At 63.1% G+C, this 14,047-nt stretch carries 15 protein-coding genes and 2 pseudogenes; 8 read left to right on the top strand and 9 right to left on the bottom strand.

All coding sequences use genetic code 11. From position 1 onward, the window contains the following. Positions 1–73: 73 nt before the first annotated feature. Positions 74–1,171, bottom strand: a complete 1,098-nt coding sequence (locus BQ8482_RS07180; RefSeq protein WP_123146827.1) for a lactonase family protein — start codon at positions 1,169–1,171, stop codon at positions 74–76. Between the two features lie 170 nt (positions 1,172–1,341). On the opposite strand from BQ8482_RS07180, the pseudogene BQ8482_RS07175 reads away from it, so the two are divergent. The 3 genes and pseudogenes from BQ8482_RS07175 to BQ8482_RS07165 all read left to right on the top strand — a co-directional run. Next, positions 1,342–1,428: pseudogene (locus BQ8482_RS07175) on the top strand (amine oxidase); the annotation flags it as partial. A 3-nt stretch (positions 1,429–1,431) separates the two neighbouring features. After that, on the top strand, positions 1,432–2,592 hold the full coding sequence (locus BQ8482_RS07170) for a CaiB/BaiF CoA transferase family protein (protein WP_123146826.1): 1,161 nt from the start codon (positions 1,432–1,434) through the stop codon (positions 2,590–2,592). Then, positions 2,589–3,749, top strand: a complete 1,161-nt coding sequence (locus BQ8482_RS07165) for an extracellular solute-binding protein (protein ID WP_123146825.1) — start codon at positions 2,589–2,591, stop codon at positions 3,747–3,749. The genes BQ8482_RS07170 and BQ8482_RS07165 overlap by 4 nt, the downstream gene beginning before the upstream one ends. A 170-nt stretch (positions 3,750–3,919) precedes the next feature. On the opposite strand, the gene BQ8482_RS07160 is transcribed toward BQ8482_RS07165, so the two are convergent. Continuing rightward, positions 3,920–4,756, bottom strand: coding sequence for an amidohydrolase family protein (locus tag BQ8482_RS07160; RefSeq protein WP_123147444.1), 837 nt, complete (start codon positions 4,754–4,756; stop codon positions 3,920–3,922). A 68-nt stretch (positions 4,757–4,824) separates the two neighbouring features. Continuing rightward, positions 4,825–5,613 carry an IclR family transcriptional regulator gene (locus tag BQ8482_RS07155; protein WP_123146824.1) on the bottom strand — a complete coding sequence of 263 codons (789 nt, stop codon included), beginning with the start codon at positions 5,611–5,613 and terminating at the stop codon, positions 4,825–4,827. A 152-nt stretch (positions 5,614–5,765) separates the two neighbouring features. On the opposite strand from BQ8482_RS07155, the gene BQ8482_RS07150 reads away from it, so the two are divergent. The 3 genes from BQ8482_RS07150 to BQ8482_RS07140 are packed head-to-tail and all read left to right on the top strand — an operon-like array spanning position 5,766 to position 7,636. Then, complete coding sequence (locus BQ8482_RS07150) at positions 5,766–6,095, top strand: L-rhamnose mutarotase (RefSeq protein ID WP_123146823.1); 330 nt, start codon at positions 5,766–5,768, stop codon at positions 6,093–6,095. Beyond that, positions 6,088–7,164 carry a Gfo/Idh/MocA family protein gene (locus BQ8482_RS07145; protein ID WP_123146822.1) on the top strand — a complete coding sequence of 359 codons (1,077 nt, stop codon included), beginning with the start codon at positions 6,088–6,090 and terminating at the stop codon, positions 7,162–7,164. The genes BQ8482_RS07150 and BQ8482_RS07145 overlap by 8 nt, the downstream gene beginning before the upstream one ends. Position 7,165: 1 nt before the next feature. Then, positions 7,166–7,636, top strand: coding sequence for a MaoC/PaaZ C-terminal domain-containing protein (locus tag BQ8482_RS07140; RefSeq protein WP_123146821.1), 471 nt, complete (start codon positions 7,166–7,168; stop codon positions 7,634–7,636). A 258-nt stretch (positions 7,637–7,894) separates the two neighbouring features. On the opposite strand, the gene BQ8482_RS07135 is transcribed toward BQ8482_RS07140, so the two are convergent. Both BQ8482_RS07135 and BQ8482_RS07130 read right to left on the bottom strand, forming a co-directional pair. Beyond that, positions 7,895–8,545, bottom strand: a complete 651-nt coding sequence (locus BQ8482_RS07135) for a Vgb family protein (RefSeq protein ID WP_123146820.1) — start codon at positions 8,543–8,545, stop codon at positions 7,895–7,897. Positions 8,546–8,554: 9 nt separating this feature from the next. After that, a complete protein-coding gene (locus tag BQ8482_RS07130) occupies positions 8,555–9,775 on the bottom strand; it encodes a helix-turn-helix domain-containing protein (protein ID WP_123146819.1) in 1,221 nt (406 codons plus the stop codon). 136 nt (positions 9,776–9,911) lie between these two features. Here BQ8482_RS07130 and BQ8482_RS07125 point away from each other — a divergent pair. Further along, a pseudogene (locus BQ8482_RS07125) lies at positions 9,912–10,681 on the top strand (DUF899 domain-containing protein). Between the two features lie 6 nt (positions 10,682–10,687). Next, the gene (locus BQ8482_RS07120; RefSeq protein ID WP_123146818.1) at positions 10,688–10,993 is read left to right on the top strand and encodes a hypothetical protein; all 306 of its coding nucleotides are present in this window, start codon (positions 10,688–10,690) and stop codon (positions 10,991–10,993) included. Between the two features lie 120 nt (positions 10,994–11,113). Here the strand turns inward: BQ8482_RS07120 and BQ8482_RS07115 are convergent, their stop codons facing one another. Genes BQ8482_RS07115 through ehuC form a run of 4 tightly spaced genes read right to left on the bottom strand, consistent with a single transcriptional unit; the run spans position 11,114 to position 14,002 of the window. Then, a complete protein-coding gene (locus BQ8482_RS07115; protein WP_123146817.1) occupies positions 11,114–11,845 on the bottom strand; it encodes a GntR family transcriptional regulator in 732 nt (243 codons plus the stop codon). Next, the gene (ehuA, locus tag BQ8482_RS07110) at positions 11,842–12,621 is read right to left on the bottom strand and encodes an ectoine/hydroxyectoine ABC transporter ATP-binding protein EhuA (protein ID WP_123146816.1); all 780 of its coding nucleotides are present in this window, start codon (positions 12,619–12,621) and stop codon (positions 11,842–11,844) included. Before ehuA ends, BQ8482_RS07115 begins: the two co-directional genes overlap by 4 nt. Further along, the gene (gene ehuD / locus BQ8482_RS07105; protein WP_095495147.1) at positions 12,618–13,277 is read right to left on the bottom strand and encodes an ectoine/hydroxyectoine ABC transporter permease subunit EhuD; all 660 of its coding nucleotides are present in this window, start codon (positions 13,275–13,277) and stop codon (positions 12,618–12,620) included. The genes ehuA and ehuD overlap by 4 nt, the downstream gene beginning before the upstream one ends. Continuing rightward, positions 13,274–14,002 carry an ectoine/hydroxyectoine ABC transporter permease subunit EhuC gene (ehuC, locus tag BQ8482_RS07100; protein ID WP_123146815.1) on the bottom strand — a complete coding sequence of 243 codons (729 nt, stop codon included), beginning with the start codon at positions 14,000–14,002 and terminating at the stop codon, positions 13,274–13,276. The genes ehuD and ehuC overlap by 4 nt, the downstream gene beginning before the upstream one ends. Positions 14,003–14,047: the final 45 nt, after the last annotated feature.

The following is a 14,047-nucleotide window of genomic DNA, read 5'->3' as shown; positions in this document are numbered from 1 at the left end:
TACCACGCTGATGGCTCAGCCGAAATCACAGGACCGTGCACGCCCTCGCTGCTGGAAGGAGACAGCGTGACTTTCAACGCACGATCCTCACGCACATCGGCGTTCCGACATCGATGGATCGCCCGGTGTCGGCCAGCCGCCCCGTGGCCGCGTCGCGCGCGAAAATCGAGATGCGGTCGGCGTTCTGGTTGGCCGAGAAGAGATGGCCGCCCGAGGGCGTCAGTGCCAGATTGCGCGGCGTGGCGCCCCCGCACGGCGCATAGTCGACGAGCGCGAGCGTGCCAGTCTGCTGGTCGACAGAAAACACCGCAACGCTGTCATGGCCGCGGTTGGAACCGTAGAGGAAGCGGCCATCGGGCGAGATCTGGATATCGGCGCAATGATTGCCGTCGCGCGCCTGCTCCGGGACCGCCGGCTTCGTGTCGATGACCGAGAGCCTTCCTGACGTATCGTCGAGCGCAAGCGACGCCACCGTTGAATCCAGTTCGTTCATCACGAATACGAAGCGCCCGCCTGGGTGCAGCGCCACGTGACGTGGGCCGGCGCCGGGCGCAAGCACCGACTCCGCCAGTCTGGTAAGGCTGCCGTCACGCCCGATGCGGTACGAGACAAGCCGATCGATGCCGAGATCGGCGACGATCGCCACGCCGCCGGCAATCGTCTCGGTGACGCTGTGAGCATGGGGGCGTTCCTGACGAGCTGCGTCGGGACCAGTCCCTGTATGGGTAACGCTCGACAACGGCGCGGTCAGACCACCGTCCTCGCGCAGCCCATAGACGACGACCGAGCGATCGGGACCGCCTTCGCCGATGCCGTAATTGGCGACCAGCAGCTTCGTTCCGTCGCGCGTGATGGTGTTGTGCGCCGTGATGCTGCCGAGCGTCGGCTGCTTGTTGATGTAGGAGAGCGCGGCGGTTTGCCTGTCAAAGCGGTAGGCCGAGACCACGCCTTCGCGCCAGGTGAGCACCTCGGAATTGGCATAGACGTGGGAGCCGTCCGGCGTCACCGACAGGAAGGTCGGATTGTCGATGTCACCCGTCTCAGTCAGTTTCCTCGTCTCCAGCGTCTCTTCGTCGAAGCTGTAGACGCCGAGCCCGACGCCGCGCGCGCCCTGAAAATAAGGCGCCTCGCGGTTGAGACTGCCGACAAAGACCAGACAGGCATTCCGCATAAATCCTCCCTTGTTCCGCCGGCGTTGGCTGCTGCGGATTCGCGCGAAATTTCGCCTGTTCACGCTTGCCACGCAATCCCATATGTGAAAAGTCCATTCACAAAAGAAGATTGACGGGAGGCTAGATCGTGCAATTCGCTGTTCCACGGTTCGTCGGCACTGGCGATCGCGAAGGAGAGCTCGTGCTTTATTGCGAGCACCTGCAGCCGGTGAAGTACCGCAAGCCGGCCGATTTCGCCGGCAAGACGGAGAAATAGGCAATGGCCGCCATTGCCGAATTGCCGCTGACCGGGCTCGTCGTCGTCGACATGAGCCAGTTCCTGTCCGGGCCCTACTGCTCGCTGAGGTTGCTCGACCTTGGCGCCCGCGTCATCAAGATCGAGCGGCCGGATGGCGGTGACCTGTCGCGCCGGCTTTATCTCAGCGACACCGAGATCGGCGGCGACTCTACAATCTTCCACGCCATCAACCGCGCCAAGGAAAGCTTTGCCATCGACCTCAAGGACGAGGCCGATCTTGCGGCGCTGCGCGGCCTGCTGGCCAAGGCCGACGTGCTGATCCAGAATTTCCGCCCCGGCGTCATCGAGCGCCTGGGCCTCGACTTTGAGGCGGTGCGCAAGATCAATCCGCGCCTGGTCTATGCCTCGATCAGCGGCTATGGCGAGGAAGGCCCCTGGGTCAAGCGGCCTGGGCAGGATCTGCTGGCGCAAGCCCGCTCCGGCGTGATGTGGCTGAACGGCGACGAGGACCAGGGGCCAGTGCCGTTCGGCCTGGCGATTGCCGACATGCTGGCGGGCTCCGCCGCAGCGCAAGGCATCCTTGCCGCACTGGTGCGGCGCGGCGTGACCGGCACTGGCAGCCATGTCGAGACCAGCCTGCTCGAAGCGCTGGTCGACTTCCAGTTCGAGGTGCTGACCACGCATCTCAATGACGGACGCCGGCTGCCGCGGCGATCGGGGTTCCGCAGCGCCCATGCCTATCTGTCGGCGCCTTACGGCGTCTATCCGGCGAAGGACGGCTATCTGGCGATCGCGATGACGCCGGTCGCGAAGCTGGCCGACCTTTTGGAACTCGAACAGCTTGCGCCCTATCGCGGTCAGCCGTCGAGCTGGTTCACCGCCCGCGACGAGATCAAGGCGATCATTGGGCAAAAAATCGCGACGAAAACCGTCGACGAATGGCTTGCCATCCTCGAGCCCGCCGACACCTGGTGCGCCAAGGTGCTGACCTGGCCGGAAATGATGGCCAGCGAAGGTTTTCAGGTGCTCGACATGCTGCAGACGGTGACGCGCGAGGATGACGTCTCGATCCTCACCACGCGCTCGCCGCTCAGGGTCGATGGCGTCCGCGCCAAGGTCGAGCGGGCCGCGCCGCGCATCGGCGAGCACAGCGCAAAGATCCGCAAGGAATTCGGACTGTGAGCGACGTGACGCTCAAAGGCATGACCTGGAGCCATCCACGCGGCTACGATCCGATGGTCGCCTGTTCGGCGCTGTGGAAGCACCGCACCGGCGTCACCATAGAATGGGACAAGCGCTCGCTGCAGGATTTCGAATCCTTTTCGGTCGAAGAACTGGCCCCTGCCTACGATTTGATCGTCATCGATCACCCGCATGTCGGCCAGATCACCGCCGAGAATTGTTTGGCGCCGCTCGATGTCGTTGGCCGCGAAGCGGAGCGCGCGGCGCTGGCGGCGGGCAGCGTCGGCCGGTCCTATCCGAGCTACAACTGGCAGGGCCGGCAGTGGGCGTTTCCGATCGACACGGCGAGCCAGGTGCAGGCCTGGCGGCCGGACATGCTTTCCGCCGCCCCGGCGAACTGGTCCGACGTGCTCGACCTGGCGCGGCAAGGTCGCGTGCTGTTGCCGATGAGGCCGCCGCATTCGCTGATGGTGTTCTACACGCTTTCCGGCAATTTCGGCCGGCCCGCCGTCGAAGAGCCTGGCGCCCACGTAAATCCTGACATGGGCAGCCGCGTTTTCGAGATGATGCGCGAGGTCGCGGCTCTCGTCGATCCGGCCTGCCTCGGCATGGACCCGATCGACATCCTGGAGCAAATGGCCAGGTCCGGCTCACGGATCGCCTGCGCGCCGCTGATCTATGGCTATGTCTCCTATGCCATCGCCGGCTTTCGGAGCAACCGCCTTGCCTTCGCGGACATTCCGGCTGAGGGCAATGCCGGTCCGGTCGGCTCGGCGCTCGGCGGAACCGGCATTGCCGTGTCGGCCTTTTCGAAGGCGAAGCAGGCGGCCATCGACTTTGCCTACTGGATCGCCAGCGGCGAGGTGCAGCGCGGCCCCTATGCGTCGGCCGGCGGCCAGCCAGGCCATGCCGCAGCTTGGGACGATGCAGCCGTCAACGCAGCCACCGGTAATTTCTACATGGATACCCGCGCCACGCTCGAGGGTGCCTGGGTCAGGCCACGCCATGATGGCTACATGACATTCCAGCAGGCGGCCTCCGATCGCATCAATCTCGGCCTGACCGAGAAGCACGATGCCGGCCGCGTCGTTGCCGATCTCAATCGCCTGTTTGTGGAGAGTTTCCCGGCACCCGGCGCTGCCGGTGGAGAATCCTGAAACCAAACTAAACGAAGGAGAACATGAACAGTCTGATCCGCGGCAACCCACGCTGCTGATCGGCCTCGGCTTCCGGCCGTCGACCGTGCAGGCTGCACTTGGCCTGGTGATCGTGCTGCTTGTGTCGTTCTATGGTCGCGAGAGGCACGTCGGCGACGATCTGAAGCCGCTTACAAACTCCAAAGCCGCTTCGCATTGCCGGAGAGCAGCTTTTGCCGCTCATCGAGGCTTGCACCGGCAAGCAGCGCGTGCGTCGCCGCCACCCAGGTCGCAAGCCCGCCGCCAAGCGTGCAGACCGGCCAGTCGCTGCCCCACACGACGCGGTCCCAGCCGAAGCATTCGATGGTGTGCTCCACATAGGAACGCAGCGTTTCGACAGTCCACGATCCAGTGTCCGCATAGGCGACCACACCGGAAATTTTGCCGACGACGTTCGGGCAGCGCGCAATCTCCGCCATATGCTCGCGCCAGGGATGCTCACTGCTGCCCTTGATGTCGGGCACGCCGCAATGGTCTAGCACGAACTGCACGTCCGCCGCGAGATCGGCGAGTGCAATCGCCTTGGGGATTTGGTGCGGCAGGACGACAAGATCGAAGGTCAATTGCGTGCCGGCAAGCCGTTTGATGTTTTCGCGAAACAGCGCGCCTTCCGAAAGCTCGTCCGGCATGACGTGAAGCACACGGCGAAAACCCTTGACGAAAGGATCGGCGCGCTGGCGCTCGATATAGGCGGCAAAGTCCGGCTCCTCCGGACGGCAGGAGGCGATCGCCCCGCGCAGCAGACTGTCCTTCTGTTGCGACAGCGCTTTCACATGGCTGGTCTCGGTTTCGATGTCGGCTGGATCGACATCGACTTCCATATGCAATGCGCCCTCTATGCCGGCACGCTGGGCCTGGATCGCATATTCGTCGTAGGAAAAATCGCGGTTGAGCGCCGGCACGCCGGAAAGCCAGGGGTAGCGCAGTGTCGACTGGTCGATCAGGTGCAGATGGGTATCGAAGATCATGACGACGCGCTCCTCCTTCGGCGTTTTCAAAATCATCTCACGTAGAAATTGGTCATTCAGACAAGAATCTATTTCGCCTGTTTGGCCGCGGCTCCCGCCAGTTGCGATAGCTTTTCGGTTGCTGCCAGCAGCAATTCTATCGTCCTCGTAATGTCGGGCGCCTTGGGTGGGTTGATCAGAGTTATGTAGGGGATCGACAGCGCGGCGATCGCCCTGCCGTCCGAGCCAAGCACAGGCGCCGACAGGTTGAATACACCAGCGGTCTGCATCGATGCCATCATTTCATAGCCGCGTTGCCGGATTTGCTCGAGACGGGCAAAGAATTCCGGCGATTGAGGCGGCTTGTGGGTGCTGCGCAGATGTTCGGAGATCATCATCTGCCGCTCTTCCAGCGAGCGGAACGCCAGCAGCACATGACCGGAGCCGGTGTCGAACAGGCTGACATGCGCGCCAACGCGAATCGAAATGCCCCAATAGTGCGGAGCTTCCTGCTGGGCGATCACCACGGCAGAGCCACGGTCGAAGACGACAAGCTGGTTTGCCTGCTGCGAGGTTTCGGCAAGTTCACGCATCAGCGGCGTCGCATAGGAAACCAGCCGCCGCACCGGCGCGTGCAACTGCGCCAGGCCAAACAGCTTGAGGGTCAGCGAATAACGATCACCGTCGGGCCGCGTGACGTAGCCGCGTCGCACCAGCCGGTCCAGCATACGGTAGAACTCATTGGGGCTGCGGTCGAGCTTCTTGGCGATTTCCGCCTGCGTCAGGCCGCCGTCGACGCCGGCCAGAAGCTCGAGGATGTCGAGCCCCTTGTCGAGCGCCGGGGCGCGATAACGGTCCTCGTCCTCGTCCTCCGCCATAGTCACTCCTCGTGGTCAGCATCCGAAAGGACCACCGGCTTGGCGATTGTGTAAATTATTTGTTTGTATGTAAATAGTGGGCAAAGATCACCGCCGGTGCAACGCGAAGCATCGCGGAATGCACAACGGCCACAGCGAAACGGGAGCCGGACATGCAGCGGATGGGAATGGTGCTCGGCCTCAAGCCGGAAAAGGTCGCCGAGTATGTGCGGCTTCACGCCGCCGTCTGGCCTGAAGTCCTTGCGATGATTTCGGCCTGCAACATCAAAAATTATTCGATCTACCTCAAGGAGCCGGAGCACCTTTTGTTCAGCACCTTCGAATACCACGGCACCGACTATGCCGCCGACATGGCGAAGATGGCCGCCGATCCCAAGACGCAGGAATGGTGGGCGCTGTGCATGCCTTGCCAGGAGCCGCTGTCGACGCGCGGGGAAGGCGAGTGGTGGGCATCGATGGACGAAGTCTTCCATCATGACTGACGGCGTTTTCGATCCTGCGTCGCTCTGCCAGTCCTGGGCGAAGCCGTCGAAGCCCAGGCCGATTGTGATTTTCGGCGCCGGGTCGATCGTCGGCGATGCGCATTTCCCGGCCTATGGGAAAGCCGGCTTCCCGGTCGCCGGGGTTTTCGATCCCGACCATGCAAAGGCGGAAAGACTGGCGCAGAAATGGGGTGTCACCGCTTACCGGTCGGTCGAGGAGGCCGCGGCGATCGAGAACGCCGTCTTCGATCTGGCGACGCCGCCGGCTCGTCATGCCGGCGTGCTCAGGGCGTTGCCCGACGGTGCGGTGGCGCTGATCCAGAAGCCGATGGGCAGCGATCTCACCGAGGCGACCGAGATCCTCGAAATCTGCCGCTCCAAAAACCTGAAGGCGGCGGTGAATTTCCAACTCCGCTTCGCGCCGATGATGCTGGCGCTGAAGGATGCGATCGCCAGGGGCTGGCTCGGCGACGTGGTCGATTTCGACGCATGGCTGGCGCTGGCGACGCCTTGGCAGCTCTGGGAGTTCCTGTTGAAGGCGCCGCGCGTCGAGATCGCCATGCATTCGATCCACTATCTCGACCTGATCCGGCAATTGCTCGGCGATCCCGGAGGCGTTCACGCCAAGACGCTCGGTCATCCCGGCCACAAGGTTGCGCAAACGCGCACCAGCGCGATCCTTGACTATGGCGACACGGTACGCTGTGCGCTGTCGATCAATCACGATCATAAATTTGGCCGAAAACACCAGGCTTGCGAGTTCCGCATCTGCGGCACCGAGGGCGCCGCCTATCTCAAACTCGGACTCAATCTCGACTATCCGCGCGGCGAGCCTGATATCCTTGAAATCTATCCGAAGGGCGGCTCCGACTGGATTACGGTGCCGCTCGTCGGCGAATGGTTTCCGGATGCCTTTGTCGGCCGCATGGCCAACGTCCAGCGCTATGCCTCAGGCGAGGACACCGAGCTTGTCAGTTCCGTCGAGGACGGCTGGAACACCATGGCGCTGGTCGAGGCCGCCTACCAATCGAGCGCGGCGCCGGCAACACCGATCGCGGCGAGGCCCTGACATGGAGCAGACTGTCTATTTCGAAGACTACCAGATCGGCTCGTCGCGCATGACCAGTGGGCGCACCATCACCGAGACCGACTTCGTCGTTCACGCCGGCCATACCGGCGATTTTTTTCCTCACCACATGGACGCCGAGTTCATGAAGACGACGCCGTTCGGACAGCGCATCGCCCATGGCACGCTAGTCTTCTCGATCGGCGTCGGGCTGACGGCAAGCGTCATCAACCCGGTCGCCTTTTCCTACGGCTATGACAGGTTGCGCTTCATCAAGCCGGTGTTCATCGGCGATACGATCAAGACCCGCACCACCATCTCGGCCAGGGAAGACGACCCCAAGCGGCCGGATTCAGGCCGGGTCATCGAACGCTGCGAGGTGATCAACCAGCATGGCGATGTGGTCCTGGTCGCCGACCACATCTACATCGTCGAGCGCCGCGACAAGCCCAACAGCGATTCGAACTCAGTTTGACAAAACGCGCTTTTTTAGCCACGCCTCAAGTGGCTGACGGTTAGGTCAACTCGTGCCGCCAGCCTCGATCTCGCGGGCCTGTGAAAGATGGCGCCGAAACCCCGAGACAAAAAACCGCCTTGGCGGCGGGCTTCACCTGTCCAAGTTGAAACTACCTAAAGTTGCAATTCCATCGCTTCAGGTTTGCGCTGCTTCTCATTGCCGTGCGGTCCAATCGGTTCGTCACAGGGGAAAGCGCGCCCGCGAGCGCCGCTTCGGTTACTTGCTCGTGGAGCCTCGCCTCGGCCGGCGGATGGCTCTCACCTTGCCGCTGTTTCCACCGCCGCAGAAGAACCGATCGCTACCATCGGACTCGAGCCCCGACACGCCTGTTCCAGGCGGCATATCGAGCTTCTCCAGGACCTTTCCCGTTTCAGGATCTATCCGCCTGACGTCGCTCTCGTCACCTTCCCAGGTGCCGTGCCAGAGTTCGCCGTCGATCCAGGTGACCCCTGTGACGATACGGTTGGAATCGATTGTGCGAAGAACTGCCCCTGTCTGGGGATCGATCTGATGGATTTTGCGACCGCGATTCTGCCCAACCCAAAGTGACCCTTCGGCCCAGGCGAGCCCGGAGTCGCCGCCGCCACCTGGCGCCGGGATCGTGGCGAGCACGCGGCCGGTGTCGGGATCAATCTTCTGGATGCGATCTTCGGCGATCTGGAACAGGTGCTGACCGTCGAAGGCCGTTCCTGCGTGCGCGGCGACATCGATCGCGCGCACCACCTTCCCGCTCGCAGGATCCAAGGCGTTCAGCCTGTCTCCGGACGCAAACCAGACGTGCTGACCGTCGAACGTAACCCCAGCCACCTGGTCGACACCCGGAAAGGGTCCATATTCGCGGAGGACTTCGGCTGCAGATCGCTTCATGCTTCTATCCTAGTAGCCCGACAGCGAGCCGGGGAGTAACAAGATTGTCGGGAATCCTGGCACGGGCGGGGTCATCCAACGACGCGCTCGCCCGCGACCGAACGACTGCACCTTGCCTGCTGCCGCAAGCTGCTCGAGCGATCGCTGCACGGTGCGCGAGCTGGCTCCGAGCGCAATTGCGAGCGCCGAGCTCGACCACGACTCGCCGTCGGCGAGGAAGGCGAGCACCGCTGCATGCTGCTCGTCGACGGGCGGCGCCAGCACCACGACATCGCGTGGGCGGCGCGGCCTAAGCGCAAAGCCTCGCTTGGTCGCGCTCACATCCGCCAGTGGCCGCAGCTCTACGCGAAGCCGGCCGACTTCGACCCGCAAACGGGCGCGATGCGATTCATCAGCGTGCTTGCCGCCGAAGGCGCGGGCGACGAGTGTGCTCCTCGGCACGTCTGCGGGCCAGGCTTCGCCCAGCGTGCGCGCAAGCGCGAACAAGACCGGGCGCGTCGCGAGCGAGACGATCATGCCGGCGTCACGCACGACATTGCGGCAGGCATCGACGACGAGCGCCCCCGACGCCAGCAGCGCTTCGACCTCCTCAAGCAGGAGCGGGCGCTCCTCACCACGGGCGATCAGGCGCGCCGCGGGCGTGTTCATCACGAGCGATGCGCCTTCAACCTCGGCCGTCAGCGCGGGAATGTCCGCCTGGCGCGCGGCGTGCTCGGCCCGCGCGAGCGCAACGCGCGCCGCCTTGGTCCGGAGGCGGCGAATCGCGAGCCCCGCAATCACCAACTCGTGGGCGGCCTTCGACGCGGGTGGGAGCGTTGTCGGGTCGAACCCGGCGAGCCTGCTCTCGGCCTCATCGAGGCGTCCGATCAGGAGCAGGCGCCGAGCCTCGAGATTGCGCGCATGCGCGGCATTGACGTGGTCGCCGTGCTTTTCAAGCGTCGACCGCGCGGCGTCGAGTGCCTTCGCCGGCCAGCCCAGGTCGCGCGAGACGAGTGCGATCTCGGCTTCGGCGACGACGCACCTCGCGCGGGCCACGGCCTCTTTCGGACCGAAGGCGCGCGCAGCACTTTTGAGGAGAGCCTTTGCTCGAACGAGATCGCCGAGCTGCGCCATCGCGATGCCGCGCAGCGCAAGCGCAGGCGCATCGTCCCGCAGAGCGACCCGTTTCAATGCGCCGAGGGGATCACCCGTTGCGAGGGCGCGCGCCGCAGCGGTGATCAGCGAGTCCATCGGAATCCCGTCACACTTGTAACTCTCACCATTCGAAATCAGGTCCTAATCTATCTCAGGACCAACAACCAGCGCGCCGTAAGAAAACGGTGCAACGAGGCAGGACATAGAGGACAGAACATAGAGGAGAAGAACGATGCCGACACACAGGACCGGGACACGTGAGGAGTGGCTGGCAGCGCGGCTTGATCTGCTCAAGGCGGAGAAGGAGCTCACGCGACAAAGCGACGAGGTGGCGCGGCGGCGGCAGGAATTGCCTTGGGTTCGGATCGACAAGGATTACCGATTCGAGACCGACGAAGGCAGCGCTTCACTGGCAGACCTTTTCAGGGGACGCTCGCAACTCCTCGTCTACCACTTCATGTTCGGGCCCGATTATACGGCGGGCTGTCCGGCCTGCTCAGCGATCGCGGATGGATTCGACGGCTTCGTCGTCCACCTGGCCAACCACGACGTCATGCTTTCGGCGGTATCGCGGGCACCGCTCGCGAAGCTGCAGGCGTACAAGGGCGGATGGGATGGACGTTCCCCTGGGCCTCCTCACACGGCAGCGACTTCAATTTCGACTTCGACGTTTCGTTCACCGAGGAGCAGCAGCGCGAGGAAGGCATCGAATACAACTATGTACGCGAGGCGCCTCTCGCCAAGATACCCTCGCGCACGACTGCCGACGGCTCCGAGACGTTCGCTGCAATGAGCGGAACAGACATGGCCACGTACACGCGCGAGAGGCCAGGCATGAGCGCGTTCGTGCTCGAGGACGGCGTCGTCTACCACGCCTATTCCACCTATGCGCGCGGACTGGACGGCCTCTGGGGCATGTATCAGTGGCTCGACCGCGCGCCCCGAGGGCGTAACGAGACGGGCGTCTGGTGGCGCCGCCACGACGAGTACGGCCAGAACTGACGTTCGATGACACTGCACTCCAACCACACGCAAAAGATGCCGCCCGCAGGCAGCGGATCTGCCGATTTCCCAAGCGACAATGTCGCCGCCCGCGGCGCGGCCGACTGGCTATCCCTGGCAGCCGCGCCAACCTTCGCACTGATGGCGCTGCTGACGGTCGGCACCGGTGATGCGGACATGATCTGCTCGGCGGCGCAAGATGCGTCGCCGCTGAGCGGAATGGTCGTAATGTACTTGCTGATGAGCGCCTTCCATTCGGCGCCTTGGCTGAGGCTGGTTGGCAGCCGACGAAGCGCTGTCCGCCGGTCGTGATCCGGCGCTCACCGGATCAAACGGCAACCGGCGCGCGACCTGGCGTAGCCCCGACATGGCGATGGCAGTCGATTTTGTGCAAATATCATTCCCGGCTGAAGAGGAAATTCAGAGCGTAAATTACAGAGTTCCGCCCGACATGCTGGCCTCGCCTGCATGACGCATCATGCGGCGAAAACTCATCGAGATATGAGCTCGCCTTATATGCCCGATGGACTCCCAGTCGCCGATCTCGGCGGCGGCAAGCACCTCTTCCATTTCGCGGCGGAACGCAGTGAACTCCTCCACAAGGCCCAACTGCGGCATCATCTTCAGGACGACGCGCGCGACCTGAAAATACAGGCGCTCGCTGATCTCGCGCAGCGGCTGGTTGCCGGTCATCGCGGTGAGCTCGTAGAAAAAATCCATGTTGAGGCGCAGGAAAGCGCGCTGGTCGGGATTGAGCACATCGGAATCGCAGCGCGCGATGAGTGCCCTTATCCGGTCGAGGTCGTCCGCCGTGCGCGGGATCGGCGAAAGCTTGCCGACGAGAAGCGCCAGCTCCAGGCGCAAGTGATAGACCTGCTGCAATTCCTCGATGTCGACATCGGTGACGATCGTGCCGACACCATGGACGGATTGAACCAGACCCTCGGATTCGAGGCGTGCCAGGACACGGCGAACCGGCGTGCGGCTGATCTGGAATTCCTGGGCAAGCTCTTCCTCGGAGAGATGGCTACCCGGCGCGTAGTCGAGCAGGCAGATGCGGTCGCGCAGTATCCGGTAGATACGCTCGAACCGCTCCCGCGCCGAGAGCGGGCGCGGCGGCGCGGCGGTCGCGGCCAGGTGCGTGGCATCCGTCTCAAGCGTCATCCAGCCTCCAGGACAGCGTGCAGGAACTGCCGCGTCCGCTCGTTCTTGGGGGCGCCGAACAACTCGCTTGGCGGCCCCTGCTCGCAGATCTTGCCGGCATGGAAAAAGCAGACGCGATCGGAGAATTCCTTGGCAAATCCCATCTGATGGGTGACCATCAGCATGGTGAGGTCATGTTCCCTACCGAGTTTTCGGATGACTTCAAGCACTTCGCCGACGAGTTCGGGGTCGAGTGCCGAGGTCACCTCGTCGAACAGCATGATCTTGGGCCGCATGGCGCAAGCGCGGGCGATGGCGACACGCTGCTGCTGGCCGCCGGAAAGCTGCGAGGGATAGTGGTCCTTCTTCTCCGACAGGCCGACCATGTCGAGCAGCTCGGCCGCACGCGCCTCGGCATCGGCGCGCTTCATGCCGAGCACGGTTATCGGGGCCTCGATGCAGTTCTGCATCGCCGTCATGTGCGGGAACAGGTTGAACGACTGGAACACCATGCCGATCTTGGCGCGGATCTTGCGGATGTGTGCGAGATCGGCGGGAACAAGCTTGCCGTTCCTCTCCATGTGGGTGAGCGGCTCGCCTTCGACCCAGATGACGCCGTCATTGATCGTCTCCAGCGTCATTAGCATACGCAGCACCGTGGTCTTGCCGGAACCTGAAGGGCCGATGATGGAGACCTTCTCGCCGCGTGCTATTTCCAGATTGAGCCCGTCGAGAACGGTCAGCGAGCCGTAGCGTTTCGAAACATTGTCGAAGCGGACCATCGGTTGTTCCGTCATCGCATGGTCCTCCGGTTGAGCAGGCCTTCGAGGGAGCGGATGAGCGCGGCAGAAACCAGGCTCATGGCAAGGAAGAACAGGCCGACCAGCGTCATCGGCTCAGTGTAGCGGAAGGTTTCGGAGCCGATGATCTTGGCGGTCTGCATCAGCTCCAGCACGGCGATTGCGGAAAGCAATGGCGTCTCCTTGAACAAGGCAACCAGATAGTTGCCGAGCGCCGGAACGATCGGCGGAATCGCCTGCGGAATGATGATGTCGCGGAACGTCGTCCAGGCTGACAGATTGAGTGCGACCGAGGCTTCCCACTGGCCGCGATGGATGTTGTCGAAACCGGCGCGATAGACCTCGGAACAATAGGCTGCGTAGTGGATGCCGATGGCGAGCACCCCGGCGGTAAAGGCGTCGAGCACAACGCCGAATTTCGGAAAGACGAAATAAAGAAAGAATATCTGGATCAGCAGCGGGGTCGACCGGATCAGTTCGACCAGCACCGAAATCGTCCAGCCGGTCCACGGCACGGCGATGCGGACGACCGCCAGCACCAGGCCAAGCGAGGCGGCAAGCGCAAAGCCGATCAGCGTCGCCTCGATGGAAACGATGGCAGCGCGGGCGAGCACCGGCAGGATTTCAAAAGCAAATGCCCAGTCCCAGATCATGCTGCCTTCCCCCGCGCCAGTCCGAGCGAAGCCCGCCTTTCGAGAAACCGCATGCCGATGGTCACAACCAGCGACATTGCCAGGTACATCAGCAGGACGAGGGTGAAGATCGGAATGGTCTTGAACGTGTTCTGGTTCATTTGCTGCGCCTTGAAGGCGAGGTCCGAGAGCGTGATCAGCGAGACCAGCGCTGTCGATTTCAAAAGCTCGATGAACAGATTGCCCCAAGGCGGGATCATGGCGACGAAAGCCTGCGGCAGGATGATCCGGCGCAACATCTGGGGGCGGCTCATGTTCAATGCGGTACACGCCTCCCATTGGCCGCGGGCGACGGACTGGATCGCGCCGCGCACGACTTCCGATCCGTAAGCTCCAACGTTCAGGCCGAGCGCCAGGACAGCAACCAGAAATGCGTTGAGCGTGACACCGAATTGCGGCAGCACGAAAAACAGCCAAAACAATTGCACCAGCGCCGACGTGCCGCGGAAGATCTCGACATAGACCGTGGCCAGCCATCTGAGCGGCGCCGGGCCATACATCCTTGCCAGCGCCGCCAGCACGCCCATGACAATTGCCAGCAGGCTGCCGAGGATAGCGATCTCGATCGTCAGGACCGCGCCTTGCAGCAGCCCCGGCATAAACACTTTGTAAGATTCCTGTGTTGCCAAGGCACCGATCACGACAAGCGCGACGACCAGCATGGCAACAAGCGTACGGATTCCCATGCGATTCCCCTAGAAAAAAGGGCGGCGCTTTCGCGCCGCCAGCAG

The sequence above is a fragment of the Mesorhizobium delmotii genome (genome assembly GCF_900149755.1).
GTDB lineage: Bacteria > Pseudomonadota > Alphaproteobacteria > Rhizobiales > Rhizobiaceae > Mesorhizobium > Mesorhizobium delmotii.
Note: the sequence above shows the minus strand (reverse complement) of the source record. Positions and strands in the feature narration are given on the sequence as shown.

Bases quoted from the DNA above. Each gene is read 5' to 3' on its own strand.
- BQ8482_RS07180 (WP_123146827.1), bottom strand. From the start codon at position 1,171: ATGCGGAATGCCTGTCTGGTCTTTGTCGGCAGTCTCAACCGCGAGGCG.
- BQ8482_RS07115 (WP_123146817.1), bottom strand. From the start codon at position 11,845: ATGACGCTTGAGACGGATGCCACGCACCTGGCCGCGACCGCCGCGCCG.
- BQ8482_RS07170 (WP_123146826.1), top strand. From the start codon at position 1,432: ATGGCCGCCATTGCCGAATTGCCGCTGACCGGGCTCGTCGTCGTCGAC.
- BQ8482_RS07135 (WP_123146820.1), bottom strand. From the start codon at position 8,545: ATGAAGCGATCTGCAGCCGAAGTCCTCCGCGAATATGGACCCTTTCCG.
- BQ8482_RS07140 (WP_123146821.1), top strand. From the start codon at position 7,166: ATGGAGCAGACTGTCTATTTCGAAGACTACCAGATCGGCTCGTCGCGC.
- ehuA (WP_123146816.1), bottom strand. From the start codon at position 12,621: ATGACGGAACAACCGATGGTCCGCTTCGACAATGTTTCGAAACGCTAC.
- BQ8482_RS07120 (WP_123146818.1), top strand. From the start codon at position 10,688: ATGACACTGCACTCCAACCACACGCAAAAGATGCCGCCCGCAGGCAGC.
- BQ8482_RS07145 (WP_123146822.1), top strand. From the start codon at position 6,088: ATGACTGACGGCGTTTTCGATCCTGCGTCGCTCTGCCAGTCCTGGGCG.
- BQ8482_RS07150 (WP_123146823.1), top strand. From the start codon at position 5,766: ATGCAGCGGATGGGAATGGTGCTCGGCCTCAAGCCGGAAAAGGTCGCC.
- ehuD (WP_095495147.1), bottom strand. From the start codon at position 13,277: ATGATCTGGGACTGGGCATTTGCTTTTGAAATCCTGCCGGTGCTCGCC.
- BQ8482_RS07130 (WP_123146819.1), bottom strand. From the start codon at position 9,775: ATGGACTCGCTGATCACCGCTGCGGCGCGCGCCCTCGCAACGGGTGAT.
- BQ8482_RS07155 (WP_123146824.1), bottom strand. From the start codon at position 5,613: ATGGCGGAGGACGAGGACGAGGACCGTTATCGCGCCCCGGCGCTCGAC.
- ehuC (WP_123146815.1), bottom strand. From the start codon at position 14,002: ATGGGAATCCGTACGCTTGTTGCCATGCTGGTCGTCGCGCTTGTCGTG.
- BQ8482_RS07160 (WP_123147444.1), bottom strand. From the start codon at position 4,756: ATGATCTTCGATACCCATCTGCACCTGATCGACCAGTCGACACTGCGC.